This window comes from Tateyamaria sp. (assembly GCF_039945315.1).
Taxonomy (GTDB): domain Bacteria; phylum Pseudomonadota; class Alphaproteobacteria; order Rhodobacterales; family Rhodobacteraceae; genus Tateyamaria.
On record NZ_JBDUXB010000006.1, the window covers coordinates 209,604 to 225,285 of the forward strand.

The window sequence follows — 15,682 nt, forward strand, 5'->3', positions numbered from 1 at the left end:
TTGCCGCCCTCACGCCATTTTGGGTTGGACATGGGCGGGGCCATTGCCTAAACGCACGTCACGCCCAAAAGTGGACGACCGAAATTATGCCCGATTCCGGGCGACTTGAAACATGCACCCGCGCGCGTCGCGGCTCTGCCCGAACCTCAAAGGCCCATTCCAATGGCTGTGCAACAGAACAAAGTGTCGAAATCGCGCCGCAACAACCGCCGCGCCCACGACAGCCTGACGCCCGCGAATCCCAACGAATGCCCCAACTGTGGTGAGCTGAAACGCCCCCACCACATCTGCGCGGCATGCGGTCACTATGACGACAATGAAATCGTCCCGATGACCGAAGAAGTTGATCTGGAAGACGACGCGGCCTAAGCCTAGGATCAACACAGGCAAAAGAGCTAGGCAGCATCACATGACGGCCCCCATAACTAAACAGGCCGACACGAACGCCGCTCTTGCGTTTCCTATTATTCTTTCCGTGGACACCATGGGCGGGGATCAAGGCCCCGCCGCTGTTGTTGCGGGCTGTGCGATATCTGCAAAAAAGAATCAGGACCTTGGTTTCATCCTGCATGGGCCGAAGGACGAACTGACGCGCCTCGTCGCGCGCCGCAAGGGTCTGGCCGGACGGTGCGAAGTGCGTGACGCTACCGGCGTCGTCACAATGGAAGACAAGCCAAGCCATGTGGTGCGCAACGGCAAAGGCACTTCAATGTGGTCTTGTGTCGAAGCGGTGCGCAACGGAGAGGCGACCGTCGCAGTGAGTTGCGGCAATACAGGCGCCTTGATGGCGCTGTCGATGATCCGCCTTCGCAAGTTGCCCGGCGTCAACCGCCCTGCCATCGCCGTGCTCTGGCCGTCGCGCAACCCGCAGGGCTTTAACGTGATGCTGGATGTGGGCGCAGATATTCGTGCAGATGCCGATGACCTGTTGCGCTTTGCGCTGATGGGTGCATCCTATGCCCGAAACGGGATGGATCTGGCCCGCCCGCGCATCGGTCTGCTGAATGTCGGCACCGAAGAGCACAAGGGCCGTACGGAATTGAAAGAAGCCTATGATCTTATTGGCGCACACGCGGGTGAAGCAGAGTTCGACTTTGTCGGTTTTGTTGAAGGCGGCGATATTCCAGGGAACGTGGCAGACGTGATCGTAACGGACGGATTTACAGGCAATGTTGCCATAAAGACCGGCGAAGGCACGGCCAGCCTGATCGGCGAGTTGCTGCGTGAGGCGTTCAAATTCTCACCTTTGTCGCGCCTTGCTTACTTGCTGTCCTATACCTCTATGAATCGCCTCAAAAAGCGGATCGATCCGCGGCGTAACAATGGTGGCGTGTTTCTGGGCCTGAACGGCACCGTGGTCAAATCACACGGCAGTGCTGATGCCACGGGCGTTTCGGCAGCCCTGAAACTGGCCGCACAACTGGCCGAGCTACGCTTTAGCGACAAGTTGGCGGCCCGCGTGGCCGCAGCCGGCCCAACCGGGGAAAAGAGCGAACTATGACTGTGCGTGCCGTCATCAAGGGTACGGGTCACTACCTGCCTGCCCGCGTGGTTGAGAATGCCGAGTTCGAGGCGACGCTGGACACCACAGACGAGTGGATCAAGTCCCGCTCCGGCATTGAGCGCCGTCATTTCGCAACAGAGGGTGACACCACGTCTTCCATGGCATGTGCCGCCGCAACAGCCGCGCTGAAAGATGCCGGGCTGGTGGCGGATGACATCGATGCCATCATTGTAGCAACCTCGACAGCCGACCTTACTTTTCCTTCAGCGGCAACCATGGTGCAATCCCAACTGGGCATGACCCGCGGCTTTGCCTTCGACGTTCAGGCGGTTTGTGCCGGGTTTATCTACGCGCTGGCCAATGCCAATGCGCTGATCGTGTCCGGACAGGCCAAACGGGCGCTGGTGATCGGCGCGGAAACCTTTTCCAAGATCATGGACTGGACCGACCGGGGCACTTGTGTGTTGTTCGGCGACGGTGCAGGCGCCATTGTGCTAGAAGCACAGGAGGGCGCGGGTACGTCCGGGGATCGGGGCATTCTGTCAACAGACCTCAATTCCGACGGGCGCCTGCGCGATCTCCTCTATGTGGATGGCGGCGTCAGCACGGGCACGTCTGGTTATTTGCGCATGCAAGGGAATCAGGTGTTCCGGCACGCGGTAGAAAAACTGGCCGCAACCGCCCATACGGCCATGGATCGGGCTGGAGTCACTGCCGAAGACGTGGATTGGATCGTTCCCCATCAGGCAAACATCCGCATCATTCAGGGGACGGCCAAAAAGATGGGCGTTTCGATGGATCGGGTTGTTGTGACCGTTCAGGATCATGGCAACACATCGGCGGCTTCCATCCCGCTGGCGCTGTCTGTGGCGCGCGCGAATGGTCAGATCAAAGCCGGTGATCTGGTCGTGACCGAAGCCATCGGCGGCGGTTTGGCATGGGGTGCCGTGGTCTTACGCTGGTAAGATCTGCACGCATTATCCTGCAATAGGCCGTAATTGCCCGTTTTGCTTGCAGATTCCCGCCACTCTGCAAGCCATTGATATTGACTCGGAATTTCCCCTCAACTTATGCTTCGCTAAAGGGGAGTGATTTATGGCTGACAAGACATTGACGCGTATGGACCTGAGCGAAGCGGTATTTCGCGAGGTTGGGCTGTCACGCAACGAAAGCGCGCAGCTGGTAGAAAGCGTGCTGGATCACATGTCCGACGCATTGACACGTGGCGAGCAGGTGAAGATTTCCTCCTTCGGTACGTTCTCGGTTCGGGACAAGTCTGCCCGCGTAGGTCGCAACCCCAAGACCGGTGAAGAAGTACCGATCAATCCACGCCGAGTACTGACCTTTCGCCCCTCGCATCTGATGAAAGATCGCGTAGCAAGCGGGAATAAATCGTAGGTCCCATGGCAAAGTCTGCAGACGCCTTTCGCACCATCTCTGAAGTGGCTGATTGGCTGGGCGTCCAGACCCATGTTCTGAGGTTCTGGGAAAGCAAGTTCACCCAGGTCAAACCAGTAAAGCGTGCAGGCGGACGGCGGTACTACCGCCCGGCGGACATGCTGCTTTTGGGTGGCATTCGTAAGTTGCTGCATGATGACGGCCTAACGATCAAAGGCGTGCAAAAAATCCTACGCGAAGAGGGAATCGCACACGTCGCCGATTTGTCGCCACCTCTTGACGATGACACGGCCGGCCAGCTGGACGCTGATCTCGTCTCAAAAACTGACGCGGACGTCGAAACTGCACCCAAACCAACACCAATCGCCGAAAGCCTTGATCAGGCACCAGAGCACTCGCGTCCCGATGCGGCTGCGGAACCATCGGCTTCCGCGCCGACGGAACAGGGTGAAGACGCTGGAGCCGCCCTGCCCTCGTTCATGCGTGGTCCGGAACCGTCGCCGGATCCGGATGCTGAGGTTACGCCGCGTGCGCCGGACGTGCCGACACTCACGCCCGAAATGGCCAACTTTGACGTAGGGGCGGATATGTCGGAAGCGGGTGCAGACGATACGCCCCCGGATGAGGCCAACCCACCGCAAGAGACATACGCGCCAGTGCCCGAAGACGTGCCCGCCACCCCGCCGGAGGTCCCGGTTGCAACCTTCGCACCTGAGCCGACAGTGCCGGATGAGGTTCAAGAGCCTGCTGTGTTTAGCTTTGGCGCGCCTGAAACGCCTTCTGAAGCAGTGTTTGAAAGAGGACTTGCGGAAGAAACACCGTCCGAAGCGCCCACGGAGACACCACAATCAGAACCCACCCCCAATGCGGCGCCGATGTTCACGCACACCGAATCTGATGCTGAACCCGAGCCAGTAGCACCTCCGCGCCCACGTATCGTAGATGTGCCAGACGACGACGGGATCGAAGCCGCGGACTTCTCTCCATCGCTCCTTACCCGGGCGACAACGCTGCGCCAGTTGACACCCGTGCAAGCCGACGCATTGAGCCCTCTTATGGCCCAATTGACGGCGCTGAGGGACCGGATGGCCCGTGCGCGGCAAGATCCGCGATAAAGAGACGACAACCTTTGCGCATTCACCCTTGCCTCGGGCCGGAATTCGGGTATGACACGCTTCACGTCGGGCTATGGCGCAGCCTGGTAGCGCGTCCGTCTGGGGGACGGAAGGTCGCAGGTTCGAGTCCTGCTAGCCCGACCATTTACACCCGCCCCAGCGCTACGGGGCCTATCCAAATCTCCGCTTTGACATGTATTGACGACGAGGGGACGAGATGACCGGTGTACTTGCAGACAGCCAACTGACGGACATGATCACGCGTGGCGAGATTTCGGCGCGCCCTGCAGTTACTTCTGCCCAAATCCAGCCCGCCAGCCTTGACCTGCGCCTTGGGCAGGTCGCCTACCGCGTACGTGCCTCTTTTCTTGCCGGACATGGGCGCACTGTTGCCGACCGGCTCGAAGAGTTTGAGATGCACCGCGTTGATCTTAACGACGGAGCGGTTCTGGAAAAGGGTTGCGTATATGTTGTCCCGCTTATGGAGCGTTTGTCCCTGCCCGCCGATGTCCAGGCGGTAGCGAATGCCAAGAGTTCAACTGGACGCCTTGATCTGCTGACGCGCACGATCTGCGATGGTGGGACCGAGTTTGACCGCATTGTTCCCGGCTATGATGGCCCGCTATACGCTGAAATCTGTCCGCGTTCGTTTTCAGTATTGGTACGTCCGGGCATGCGACTGAACCAGATCAGGTTCCGCGCCGGGCAAGCGGTGTTAAGTGACGCCGACCTCACCGCGTTACACACTGACATGCCGCTTGTGGACGGAGACGCCGTGATTGACGACGGACTTGGCTTTTCCGTGGATCTGCGTCTGCCCAACACAACTCTGGTGGGCTATCGGGCCAAACCCCACACCGGCGTCATCGATCTGGATAATATAGGGCACTATGCCCCTGCCGACTTCTGGGAAGAGGTCCACAGCAGCGACGGTCATATCATACTGGACCCGGGCGCCTTCTACATTCTGGTGAGTCGCGAGGCGGTCCATATTCCCCCTGATTACGCTGCCGAAATGGCACCATACCTCGCGATGGTCGGGGAATTTCGCGTGCACTACGCGGGTTTCTTTGATCCGGGTTTTGGTCACGATGCCGCTGGCGGTGCTGGCGCGCGCGGCGTGCTTGAGGTGCGCTGTCACGAAGCGCCCTTTGTGCTGGAACACGGGCAGATCGTGGGTCGGTTGATTTACGAGCGTATGGCTGTGCGTCCAGCACGGCTTTACGGAACAGGCATTGCCTCAAACTATCAGGGGCAAGGCCTGAAGCTGTCCAAACACTTCGCGGCCCCCGCCTAGTTGTTCGGCGGTTCTGTCACTGCTGCGGGGTGGGGTTGTTCGAGGACCGCTGCCTCTGTTGTACCGCCTTCCCCATTGCCATTCCCATTCCCATTGCCGTTGTCATTGTTCTCGTCTGTTGCGAATAGACGCTTGCCCGCCGCCTGAATCGAGGCGAAGGCGTCTTCGGCCATAAAACCAGACAGGAAGGCCACAAAAGCAACGGTGTAAGGGCTCAGTTCAACATTCTCGGCACTGCCCCCCCCTTGGGTCAGGGCCAGCATACCCGCCCCAGAAAACAGAAAGATCGCAATCGCCGCCGCGATCCCTTCGCCCACATTCACGAACAGACGGCTCAAGGTCAGGTCCGCAGAACTGGTGGAGGAGTAATAGCGGCGGGAAAACGCAACCACTGTGCCCAAAGCACCTGCAGCGATTGTCACGATCAGGGTCAGAAAAATAGTCGGGAAGCTGACCAGCCGTAACAACAAATCAGGCGCGATCGGCAAGTCCAGAGACAGCGACGACAGACGCGCACGGATCACGGACTCAAGGGGCAGAACCCGCCGAAGAGCTGCGATGTTTTCGTCATTCAAGCGGTTACGGTCCTCGCGCGCAGCAATCTGATCCTCGATCAGTTCGCCTTCCTGCTGGACTGCATGGGAGGCTGCGTTCGCCGCTTCGATGTCGCCCAGTGCCAGTTTCAGCGCAATCTTGGCAGCATTGCTAAGGTCCACGTAACTGTCGCGTGCATCTTCATCGAGGTCTGCCGCATCAATTCCTGTGTCCAACACCGTGAGCAATTCTGTCAGCTTGGCAAAAGGTTGCAGATCCTCATCATTAACCGTGTTTTCATATTTGAACCGATCTGGACCGGTCAGAGCATATTGATAGTCGGCCAAGTCAATAATGGTGCGATTAACGAACAGTCGCATCTCTTCGCGTTCGCGGGCTATCGGACCAAAGGAAATATTGACCTGCGCCTCATTTTCGGAGAGCCGCTGTCGCAAAGCCCGTATCTCGGCAGCTACGATCAGCTTGTCATCTTCGATCACTTTTTCACGGCGCAGCAAAAAAACGTTGTTGTCGATATCGGTATCAATTTCGATTTCACCCGCAGCCTCGTCAGCCAAAATAATGGGCGGATTGGCCTGCCAAGTGGTCCGGAATATGTAAGTTCCGAACCCGAAGGTCACCATCGATACGAAGAGTACATACAGCAGAATAACTGTAATGCCCAATGACACAGAGGATGCGCGCACGCCGATATTTTGATCAGCCATAACCCAGTTTCCTATCTTTAAAACAATGGGATTGAGGCTAGGCTACTACTTATACGTGATCAACGGTGGATTTCCTGACCGTCAGCCGGTGTTGATACGAGCCGCAGCTTCTGCCGCGCGGGCTGCACGCTTGGCGGCCAATTTGCGTTGAATCTTGGCCTCTTTGGGCCCGAGTTCTGTTGACGGCGCAGGCGTTGCCTGAGAAGCGCGCGCATGGGCGTGCCTTGGTTGGGGGCGCGGCACAGGCTGCGCGCTGCGTGCACCCGAGACCTTCTTCATCCCAGCATTGATCCCGCCATTGATCGCTTTGCGCATGACGATGCGGACAACCATGTTGATAATCTGATTGGCATTCATGGAACTGCTCCTGCCTGACGTTTTGCCGACAATATAGAGCAGAATGCGGCGATTTTCGGGTCAATCCTCAAAAAGTTCGCTTTGACCTTCGATGTCCTCATCCTCATCTTCGCTTTCAGGTCCCGGCGTCAGACCCGGTGCGGGTCGGTTTTCCAGCAGACCTGCGGCGCGCAACTCCTTGAGGCCCGGTAGATCGCGGGCATTTTCGAGCCCAAAGTGGTCAAGGAACGACTGCGTCACAACAAAGGTTACAGGCCGCCCCGGCGTCATTTTGCGCCGTCCGAAACGGATCCATTCAAGTTCCAGTAGTTGATCCACGGTGCCCCGGCTGACGCTGACGCCACGGATTTCTTCGATCTCGGCCCGGGTAACTGGCTGGTGATAGGCAATGATGGCCAGCGTTTCGATGGCCGCGCGCGATAACTTGCGGGTCTCGACCGTTTCCTTTTGCATCAGAAATCCAAGGTCAGGCGCCGTGCGTATGGCCCATGCGTCCCCGACTTTCATGACCGCAACGCCACGCCCTTCGTAGCGTTTGCGCAGATAAACCAGTGCCTCTGCCGGATCGCAACCATGGGGCATACGTGCACTCAATTCCGCGACGGTGATGGGATCGGCGGTGGCGAACAGGATCGCTTCGACCATGCGTTCCTGTTCGGCCATGGGGGGCGCTTCAAACAGGCTTTCTTCTTGATGTTCAGCTGGTTCTGTCACGGGGCTCATCTCGTTTGCGCAATTGAATTGGCGCGAATGTATCGGTCTGACGGATTTCCAGGTGGCCCTCTTTGACCAGTTCCAGACTTGCGGCAAACGTAGCTGCTGTAGCCGAGCGGCGCTTGATCGGATCCATTTCCCAACCTTCTGGCAAATAGGAAAGAATGTCGGTCCATTCACCAGCATAGCCGATCAATCCGCGCATCCGCTCCAATGCTTGCTCCATCGTAAAGACCGCGTCTCTGTCCATTACGAAGGGCCGGAATTCGTCGCGCGTGCGTATACGGGCGTATCCCTGCATCAAGTCGAGCAACGTCGCCGAATACGTCACCTTGCGCACCCGCGTCACCATTTCGGATTGCCCGCGGGCAAAGAAGTCGCGCCCCAGCCGATCGCGCGCCATCAGCTTGGCGGCAGCGTCGCGCATGGCCTGCAAGCGTTCGAGTTGAAAGGCGAGGTGTGCTGCAAGATCCTCGCCCGATGGCCCCTCTTCGGTCGGGTCCGGGGGCAGCAACAGCCGGGATTTAAGAAACGCGAGCCATGCAGCCATCACCAGATAGTCAGCCGCCAGTTCAAGGCGCAGCGCTTTGGCTCTTTCAACAAAGGCGAGGTACTGGCGGGCCAGTTGCAGGACCGAAATCTTGCGCAGATCCACCTTTTGCGTGCGGCTTAGGGTCAGCAGCAGGTCAAGCGGCCCTTCATACCCATCCACGTCGACAATCAGTGCCTCCGCCGCAAGGCGATCGGCCACAGACATTGTGTCTTCCTCGAATGTGTCGTCAGCCATATGGTCGCCCGCTCAACAGCGTCTCAAGTTCGGCTGTCAGCGCGGCAATGTCAATGTCATCAGGGGTGCGACGGGCAGCCAATGCGGCCTCGGCGCGGGTTTGTGCAGCGTCGGTCATTTGCCCGGCCGCACCGGCACAGGCAATGCGATCCGCAAGAGGAGCATTGCAATGCAGGATCACGTCGCACCCTGCGGCCAGCGCCCCTTTGGCGATCTGTGGAACTGTACCGCTAAGCGCCTTCATCCCGATGTCGTCCGTCATGATCAGCCCGTCAAAGCCAATGTCATCCCGCACCAGCGCCATGGTGTCAGGCGACAGAGTTGCGGGAGCATCGTCAATGTCGCTGTAGACCACATGGGCCGTCATCCCCATGGGCAGGTCGTTGAGGGCGCGGAACGGAGCAAAATCCGTCTCGCGCAATTCGTCCAGTTCGGTATCCACGCGGGGCAAATCAAAATGACTGTCCAGATCGGTACGCCCATGTCCTGGGATGTGTTTCAGAACCGGCAGCACGCCACCATCCAGAAGACCGTTGGCTGCCGCACGACCCAAGGCCGCAACATCGCCCGGGGTGCTGCCGTAGCAGCGGTTGCGCAGAAACTCGTGCGTGTGGCGCACGATCAGATCGACCATCGGCGCGCAGTTGCTGTCGATGCTCAGCGCTTTAAGTTCGTGGGCTATGTGCCTGTGGCGTAGATACATTGCACGCTCAGCGTCATCTCCAGCGGCTTGGATAAAATCAAGCGGTGCCGCCCATTCTGTCCAGGTGGGGCTACGCAGTCGCTGAACCCGGCCGCCTTCCTGATCAATTGTGATCGGCGCGTCTCGCCCGACTGCATCGCGCATGTCGGAACACAAGGCATAGATCTGATCAGGCTCAGAGATGTTGCGGGCAAACAGGATGAACCCAAATGGATCGGCATCGCGAGAGAATGCCGCTTCATCCTTGCTCAAACGCAGCCCGTCGGCATCCAGAATGGTCGCGCCAAAGCTCATCTGGTCACAACTGGAATACAGTCCGCCCCTTCGGCCACGAGGGCCGAGCAAAAACGGCGTGCATCGCTCAGGTCCGTAAAACCGTGCGCGCGCAGGCGGTAAAAGGTGCGCCCTCCACTTTCCGCGGTTTGAATGATGCGGTCTTTGCCCTCAAGATAGTCGCCAAATCTCTGTTCCATCTTGTCCCACTCGGCGCGAGCAATCTCCGGCGTGTCATAGGCACCGAGCTGAACCAGACGCGTTCCCGTGGGGACCGATGCTGCATCGATGTCCTTGACCGTTTCTTTAACGGGTGCAGACACAGGCACCACAACCGTCGGCGCAGTACGGGGCCGCAATTGAGGGCGGTAGCTTTGCTTGGGGCCGGGTCCGGTGACCACAGCCGCTACTGTTTCCGGTTTCGGTGCTGCCGCGACACTGACCAACACAGGCTTGGTTTCGTCTTCTGTATCTGTGGCGGCTCCGATCGGGGTTACCCCTTGTGTCAGCTGGCGCACAATCTCATCAACTTCGCCATTTTGCAGCTCAAAGGCCACGTTGATCGGCTCGGCGTCGAGGCTCGCAACCACGTCCAGAGGAGCGGGTTGTTGCACAGGGGCCACTGGTTCGGCGGCCATTGGCTGATCTTCGTCACTCAGATCAACGGGACGCGGTGCGAGGGTCAGGCTGTCCACAGGGCCCGAAGCTTCACCAGCTCCGGCGACTTCGTTTACGGCAAGGCCGGTATTTTGCGCCAACTGTCCTCCAGGTTCCTCAGGACGAATGCGCATCTCACCTTGCGTGGCACGCACAACCGGAATGCCCGACACATCGCGCACAACCAGTTGATAACCCCAGACCGCCACCCCTGCGATCAGGGCAAGAGACGTTACACCTCCCGCAAGGTTTGCCATGTTTTTTATAGGATTAGAGCGCAATGTTGAAGTTGATTCCGGTGCGTGCCCGACATGACCCATGTCATGGGAATAGTGCATATCTGCCATCTCTGCCTCGTTGCCCACGCCGATACGTGCCCGCGCGGGTCATCTGATTGTACGTCACCCGGAAGCCCCGGGTGCATCTTGGAAATCGTGCCTGTTCGCCCCTTTTGCGGGACTTAACGCAGCTCTTCGGCTGGTTCTACGCCAAGAATACCAAGGCCGGCGGCAATTACAACGCCGCAGGCACGCGCAAGAGCGATTTTTGCCTGTGTGGTGGCCGCGTCGTCCTGCACAAAGCGCAATGTGGGCACATCATTGCCCCGGTTCCAAAGTCCGTGGAAGGCGCTGGCCAGATCGTTGAGGTAAAATGCAACCCGATGGGGTTCGTTGCTGCGTGCTGCAGTTTCCACAAGGCGAGGCCACTCGGCGAGCTTTGCGGCGAGCGCCAATTCCGCTTCGTGATCCAACTTGGACAGATTGGCAGCGGCCAAAGTCGCATCATCAACAGCAATACCGGCCTCTGCAGCCTTGCGCAAAACCGAAGCGACCCGTGCATGGGCGTATTGCACGTAAAACACCGGGTTTTCACGGCTTTGCTCCAGCACCTTGTCGAAATCGAAATCAAGCGGTGCGTCGTTCTTGCGCGTCAGCATGTGAAAACGCGTGGCCCCTGCCCCGACCTGATCCACCACATCGCGCAAGGTGACAAAAGTCCCTGCCCGCTTGGACATTTTGAACGGCTCACCATTCTTGAACAGCTTGACCAGTTGCGTGAGCTTGATGTCGAGCGGCACAGTGCCACCGGACAGCGCGCTTACGGCTGCTTTCATACGTTTGACATAGCCACCGTGGTCGGCGCCAAACACATCGATCAGCGCATCATAGCCGCGCTGAACCTTATCATAGTGATAGGCGATATCGGGCGCGAAATAGGTCCACCCGCCGTCCGATTTCATCACGGGCCGGTCGACATCGTCGCCATGTTCGGTGGATTTGAACAGAGTTTGCTCGCGCGGCTCCCAATCCTCAGGCTGTTTGCCTTTGGGGGGCTCCAAAACACCTTCGTAGATCAGGCCCTTGCTGCGCAGGTCTTCCAACGCTGCCTCGATCCGGCCCGTCCCATACAAAGACTTTTCAGAATAGAAGACATCCATTTCGACGCCAAGTGCTGCAAGGTCTTCGCGGATCAGGTCCATCATAGCTTCGGTCGCAAATTCGCGGATCTCTTCCAGCCAGAACTGTTCGCCCTTGCCAACATAGGCGTCCCCGACCTTGGCCTTGAGATCCTCACCGACCTTGACCAGATAGTCGCCGGGATAGGTCCCGTCCGGAAAGGCAACCTCTTGCCCATGCGCTTCGAGATACCGCAAGTAGACTGACCGGGCGAGCACATCGACCTGTGCACCGCCATCGTTGATGTAGTATTCGCGCGTCACGTCAAACCCGGCAAAGTCCAGCAACGACGCCAAAGCATCGCCAAACACCGCCCCACGTGTGTGTCCAACGTGCAAGGGCCCGGTGGGGTTGGCCGAGACGTACTCGACATTGACCTTCTTGCCAGCACCGAGGTCCGAGCGGCCAAAACCAATGCCAGCAGCCAGCACGGCGCCAACCACGTTTTGCCATGCATATGGCGCCAGACGCAGATTCAAAAAACCGGGTCCTGCCACTTCTGCGCTGGTAATGCGTTCATCCGCACTCAGGCGGGTGGCCAGTGCCTCTGCGATGTCGCGAGGTTTGAGGCCTGCAGGTTTTGCAAGTACCATCGCGGCATTGGTGGCCATGTCCCCGTGCGCGGTATCGCGCGGGGGTTCAACCGTGACGTTGTCAAATGGGAGGCCTGCGGGCAAATCCCCGGCCTCCACCATCTCGGCAAGGTTGGACAGCACTACGGCGCGGATATCGGCAAAGAGGTTCATTTTCGGGGTCTTTCGGAGTGTGTTGGGGCGGTCTATCACGCCCAAGAGCCGGGTCAACCATCCCCGCAAGCTTGAGCGCCCGCCTTTGTTGAGGCATAAGGGGGCAGACATGGAGATTTGATGTCCTGATTGCTGTGGCCCGCATGCTGGGCGCCCTATCAAACTGAAACGCATTCAACGCGCCTGTAAAGGCGCAGTCCTGTTTCGTTTGTCCAAATACATTCCATATCTCAGGCCGCGCGCTTCGGACGTTGTGGCACCAAAAAGGACACATCTGACAATGATCAGAGACTTTGACATCAATGATACTGAAACTCTTGTAACTATTTGGCGGAAGGCCTCTGCCCTTGCCCACCCGTTTCTGACTGCCGGTTTTATCGAGGCGGAGGCCGAGAACCCGCGCAGCGTCTACCTGAATTTTGCCCGAACATGGGTGATTGAGGTCGAGGGGCGCGCCGTGGGTTTTGCGTCTGTGGTGGAGGATGCTTTGGCCGGCCTTTTTCTTGATCCTGCTGTACACGGGCGTGGATACGGCCGTGCGCTTGTCGATGCGGCCGTCACCCACACTGGTCCGTTGAGCGTCGAGGTATTCGAGCAAAATACCATCGGGCGAAAGTTTTATGCCGCCTATGGCTTTGTCGGAGATGACGTCAGCGTGCACGAACCCACAGGTCAAAGGCTGCTGCATTTACAGTATGCCGGAACCACTTGACCTAATGGGCGCGTGTAACGTTGTTGCGCGCGCCTAACTGGCGTGAAACAGCCTTGCATGTTCTTGCAAGGCAAAGCGATCCGTCATGCCTGCAATGTAGTCCGCAGTTAGACGGGCCAGTGCAGTCGCGTCGCCTTGCGCCTCGCTAACGTCAGTTTGCCACCCGGCAGGCAGAAGGTCCGGTTGTGCCATCAGGGCCGGGAACAGATCTTCGACCACTTTCGTGACCTCTGCGCGCTTGGTCATGACGCTGGGCGCGCGGTACATGTTTTTGAAGAGATACGCGCGGATCACTTGCAGATCCGCCCACATCGGGTCGGAAAATCTGATCACGGGGCGGCCCAGATTGCGAATGTCTTCGACTGACGCAGCACCACTGTCTGCAAGCAGAGCCCGCGAGGTTTCAATCACATCGCTGACCATCGCGCCAAAGACCTGTCGCAGAGCCTCATGCCGACGCCGGACCGGATCAAGGCCGGGATACTTGTGATCCACCTCAAAGTAGGCCTCGCGCGCTATGGGCAAGGCAGCCACATCCTCTTCCTTCAGCAGCCCGGCGCGCAGGCCATCGTGCAGGTCGTGGTTGTTGTAGGCGATGTCGTCGGAAAGGGCTGCAACCTGCGCCTCGGCACTGGCATGGGTGGCCAACTCCAGATCGTGCTGCGCGTCATACTCTGCCAGCGCAAAGGGCAGATCACCGACCACCGGGCCGTTGTGCTTGGCAATCCCCTCAAGGCTTTCCCATGTGAGGTTCAGCCCGTCAAAGGCGGCGTAGTGGCATTCCAGTTTCGTCACAATCTTGACGGCCTGAGCGTTGTGATCAAAGCCGCCATAGGGGGCCATCAACGCCTGCAGCGCGTCTTCGCCTGTATGTCCGAACGGCGGATGGCCAAGGTCGTGGGCAAGCGCAACCGCTTCGGTCAATTCGGGGTTCAGATCAAGCGCACCGGCAATCGTGCGTGCGACTTGAGCTACCTCAATCGAATGGGTCAGTCGGGTGCGGAAATAATCGCCCTCATGTTCCACAAAAACTTGGGTCTTGTGCTTGAGCCGACGAAATGCCGAGGCATGGATAATCCTGTCGCGGTCGCGCTGAAAGCACGAGCGAAAAGGGGATTCATCCTCGGGCCAGCGCCGTCCCCGGGCACGGGCTGGATCAGAAGCAAAGGGCGCAGACATCTGCCTTGTCCTTGTCGCCAGTTATTTTGCTTCATATATTGCAAGTGCAGCAAAGATGAAACGCGCCATTTGCCAAGGAGCAGCTGATGCAATTGCCACCCACAGTGACCCCCCGAGCCTTTGAACGGCTGGCCGAAATCGGTGCGGCGAACGAAGGGCAAGCGTTACGCGTGGCCGTTGAAGGCGGCGGATGCTCGGGCTTTCAGTACGAAATCGCGCTTGATGCACCCAAGGACGATGATCTGGTGCTGGAAGGTGCTGGCCAAAAGGTCGTCGTGGACGCGATCAGCCTACCTTTTCTGTCGAACGCAGTGATCGACTTTTCCGAGGAACTGATCGGCGCACGCTTTGTGATCGAAAACCCCAATGCAACCAGTTCATGCGGATGCGGCACGTCCTTTTCAATGTGACAACGGCGGCTTTGCCGTCACAGCTGTGTCGCGCGGGCAAAGATTTCGAAGAAATTCCCGAACAGCGGGCTTGAGGCGACCGTCGTTTGCAAAGTGAGCGCGCTTTCCTCATCAAGCATATCCAACACGCCTGATTGCATTTGTTCCCAATCTGCACTGCGGGTCTGTCCAAAGGACATGAGCGCCGCCGACATCGCCCTCAAGACAGGTGCTGCACCATCCGGTTGGACAAAAACACAGCGACCAACCGGCACGGCACTGCCCGTATCATCGGCCCCTGCCGCAACCATCGCCCAAGTCGAGACGAGATATTCGTGATAGTGATCAGTCAGGGCCATCTGATCATCCGCAACAATTGAGAATCCAGACAGATTGGCGCGCACAGCGTCTTCCCAGATCGGGCTTGGCAACCTGCCTGCCTGTCGAATGGCAACACAAACTTCGGCCAACAAATCCATATTCTGTTCAAGATGGGCAAGGATACCTGTATATTCGAGGCTCATCAGCGCATGCGCATCCAGCTGCGGGTCGCTGCGGCCGTATTCGGACAGGTAAAACACGATATGCGTCAGCTCATACGCCGCTTTCTTGTTGGGCAGCGCAAAGGTTTCAGGGCGATTGATGAAGGCGCGCAGACGGTCATCAAGATGCGTGTCGACGAGTCCGGAGCCGACACCACGGCGAGCCAACAATCTGCGGGATTCGGCGCGTTGAAGGTCGCTTAGCTCCGCTTCGGCAAGCTTCTGGGTGCCGACCCAGGCACACAACCGCTCCATCTGGGTTCCCGGCAAGCCGAGGTCTTCAAGATCGAGGCCGATAGACAGCAAGAAACGGTAATATTGCGGGAAAAACGAAATACGATCAGGCAGTTGGTGATAGAACGTCAGGTGCGGCTCAAGATCTGCTTCCGACAAACTGCGGCCGGTGCATTCTAAAATGTTGAGCAGTTCTGCGTTTTCTTTCAGCCAGAATACATCATCTGGTATGCGGCGTTGGCGGGCAAAGCAGTCGACCAGTGCGCTTGTGCGATCACACAGGCGTTGGCGGCGCGGCGGGGCGTTCAGGGCAACGATGTTTGACATAAGATCTGTCCTTTCAAAGCGTATTTCAC

At 58.3% G+C, this 15,682-nt stretch carries 17 protein-coding genes and 1 tRNA gene; 9 read left to right on the top strand and 9 right to left on the bottom strand.

The annotated features are described in order from the left end of the window. The first annotated feature begins 162 nt into the window (after window positions 1-162). From rpmF to ABJD00_RS03095, 7 genes are all read left to right on the top strand, one after another. Window positions 163-369 carry a 50S ribosomal protein L32 gene (rpmF, locus tag ABJD00_RS03065; protein ID WP_108837712.1) on the top strand — a complete coding sequence of 69 codons (207 nt, stop codon included), beginning with the start codon at window positions 163-165 and terminating at the stop codon, window positions 367-369. 40 nt (window positions 370-409) lie between these two features. Beyond that, entirely contained in the window at window positions 410-1,501 is a 1,092-nt protein-coding gene (gene plsX / locus ABJD00_RS03070; protein ID WP_413829330.1) for a phosphate acyltransferase PlsX, read from the top strand. After that, complete coding sequence (locus tag ABJD00_RS03075; protein ID WP_413829331.1) at window positions 1,498-2,469, top strand: beta-ketoacyl-ACP synthase III; 972 nt, start codon at window positions 1,498-1,500, stop codon at window positions 2,467-2,469. The genes plsX and ABJD00_RS03075 overlap by 4 nt, the downstream gene beginning before the upstream one ends. 130 nt (window positions 2,470-2,599) lie before the next feature. Next, window positions 2,600-2,902: an integration host factor subunit alpha gene (gene ihfA / locus ABJD00_RS03080; RefSeq protein ID WP_108837709.1), complete on the top strand. Its 303-nt coding sequence runs from the start codon at window positions 2,600-2,602 to the stop codon at window positions 2,900-2,902. A gap of 5 nt (window positions 2,903-2,907) precedes the next feature. Next, on the top strand, window positions 2,908-4,017 hold the full coding sequence (locus ABJD00_RS03085) for a MerR family transcriptional regulator (protein ID WP_413829332.1): 1,110 nt from the start codon (window positions 2,908-2,910) through the stop codon (window positions 4,015-4,017). 67 nt (window positions 4,018-4,084) lie between these two features. Continuing rightward, window positions 4,085-4,161: transfer RNA gene (locus ABJD00_RS03090), tRNA-Pro, on the top strand. A 73-nt stretch (window positions 4,162-4,234) separates the two neighbouring features. Next, window positions 4,235-5,314: a 2'-deoxycytidine 5'-triphosphate deaminase gene (locus ABJD00_RS03095; RefSeq protein WP_413829333.1), complete on the top strand. Its 1,080-nt coding sequence runs from the start codon at window positions 4,235-4,237 to the stop codon at window positions 5,312-5,314. Here ABJD00_RS03095 and ABJD00_RS03100 read toward each other — a convergent pair. The 7 genes from ABJD00_RS03100 to argS all read right to left on the bottom strand — a co-directional run bounded on the left by ABJD00_RS03100 (window position 5,311) and on the right by argS (window position 12,270). Further along, window positions 5,311-6,576, bottom strand: a complete 1,266-nt coding sequence (locus ABJD00_RS03100) for a hypothetical protein (protein WP_413829334.1) — start codon at window positions 6,574-6,576, stop codon at window positions 5,311-5,313. The genes ABJD00_RS03095 and ABJD00_RS03100 overlap by 4 nt on opposite strands. An 81-nt stretch (window positions 6,577-6,657) precedes the next feature. Further along, a complete protein-coding gene (locus tag ABJD00_RS03105; protein WP_413829335.1) occupies window positions 6,658-6,933 on the bottom strand; it encodes a hypothetical protein in 276 nt (91 codons plus the stop codon). 60 nt (window positions 6,934-6,993) lie between these two features. Next, complete coding sequence (gene scpB, locus ABJD00_RS03110; RefSeq protein ID WP_413829336.1) at window positions 6,994-7,656, bottom strand: SMC-Scp complex subunit ScpB; 663 nt, start codon at window positions 7,654-7,656, stop codon at window positions 6,994-6,996. Then, window positions 7,631-8,434, bottom strand: coding sequence for a segregation and condensation protein A (locus tag ABJD00_RS03115; RefSeq protein ID WP_413829337.1), 804 nt, complete (start codon window positions 8,432-8,434; stop codon window positions 7,631-7,633). Before ABJD00_RS03115 ends, scpB begins: the two co-directional genes overlap by 26 nt. Beyond that, window positions 8,427-9,431: a beta-N-acetylhexosaminidase gene (gene nagZ, locus ABJD00_RS03120; RefSeq protein WP_413829338.1), complete on the bottom strand. Its 1,005-nt coding sequence runs from the start codon at window positions 9,429-9,431 to the stop codon at window positions 8,427-8,429. Before nagZ ends, ABJD00_RS03115 begins: the two co-directional genes overlap by 8 nt. Further along, entirely contained in the window at window positions 9,428-10,414 is a 987-nt protein-coding gene (locus ABJD00_RS03125; protein ID WP_413829339.1) for an SPOR domain-containing protein, read from the bottom strand. Before ABJD00_RS03125 ends, nagZ begins: the two co-directional genes overlap by 4 nt. A 113-nt stretch (window positions 10,415-10,527) precedes the next feature. Next, on the bottom strand, window positions 10,528-12,270 hold the full coding sequence (gene argS, locus ABJD00_RS03130) for an arginine--tRNA ligase (protein ID WP_413829340.1): 1,743 nt from the start codon (window positions 12,268-12,270) through the stop codon (window positions 10,528-10,530). A gap of 280 nt (window positions 12,271-12,550) precedes the next feature. Between argS and ABJD00_RS03135 the strand changes: the two genes are divergently transcribed. Continuing rightward, a complete protein-coding gene (locus ABJD00_RS03135; protein ID WP_413829341.1) occupies window positions 12,551-12,982 on the top strand; it encodes a GNAT family N-acetyltransferase in 432 nt (143 codons plus the stop codon). 33 nt (window positions 12,983-13,015) lie between these two features. On the opposite strand, the gene ABJD00_RS03140 is transcribed toward ABJD00_RS03135, so the two are convergent. Beyond that, window positions 13,016-14,161, bottom strand: a complete 1,146-nt coding sequence (locus ABJD00_RS03140) for a deoxyguanosinetriphosphate triphosphohydrolase (protein ID WP_413829342.1) — start codon at window positions 14,159-14,161, stop codon at window positions 13,016-13,018. Window positions 14,162-14,247: 86 nt separating this feature from the next. Between ABJD00_RS03140 and ABJD00_RS03145 the strand changes: the two genes are divergently transcribed. After that, window positions 14,248-14,571 (top strand): HesB/IscA family protein, encoded by a 324-nt coding sequence (locus tag ABJD00_RS03145; RefSeq protein WP_108837699.1) that lies wholly within the window; start codon window positions 14,248-14,250, stop codon window positions 14,569-14,571. Between the two features lie 17 nt (window positions 14,572-14,588). Here the strand turns inward: ABJD00_RS03145 and ABJD00_RS03150 are convergent, their stop codons facing one another. Further along, entirely contained in the window at window positions 14,589-15,653 is a 1,065-nt protein-coding gene (locus ABJD00_RS03150; protein WP_413829343.1) for a DUF6902 family protein, read from the bottom strand. Window positions 15,654-15,682 lie beyond the last annotated feature (29 nt).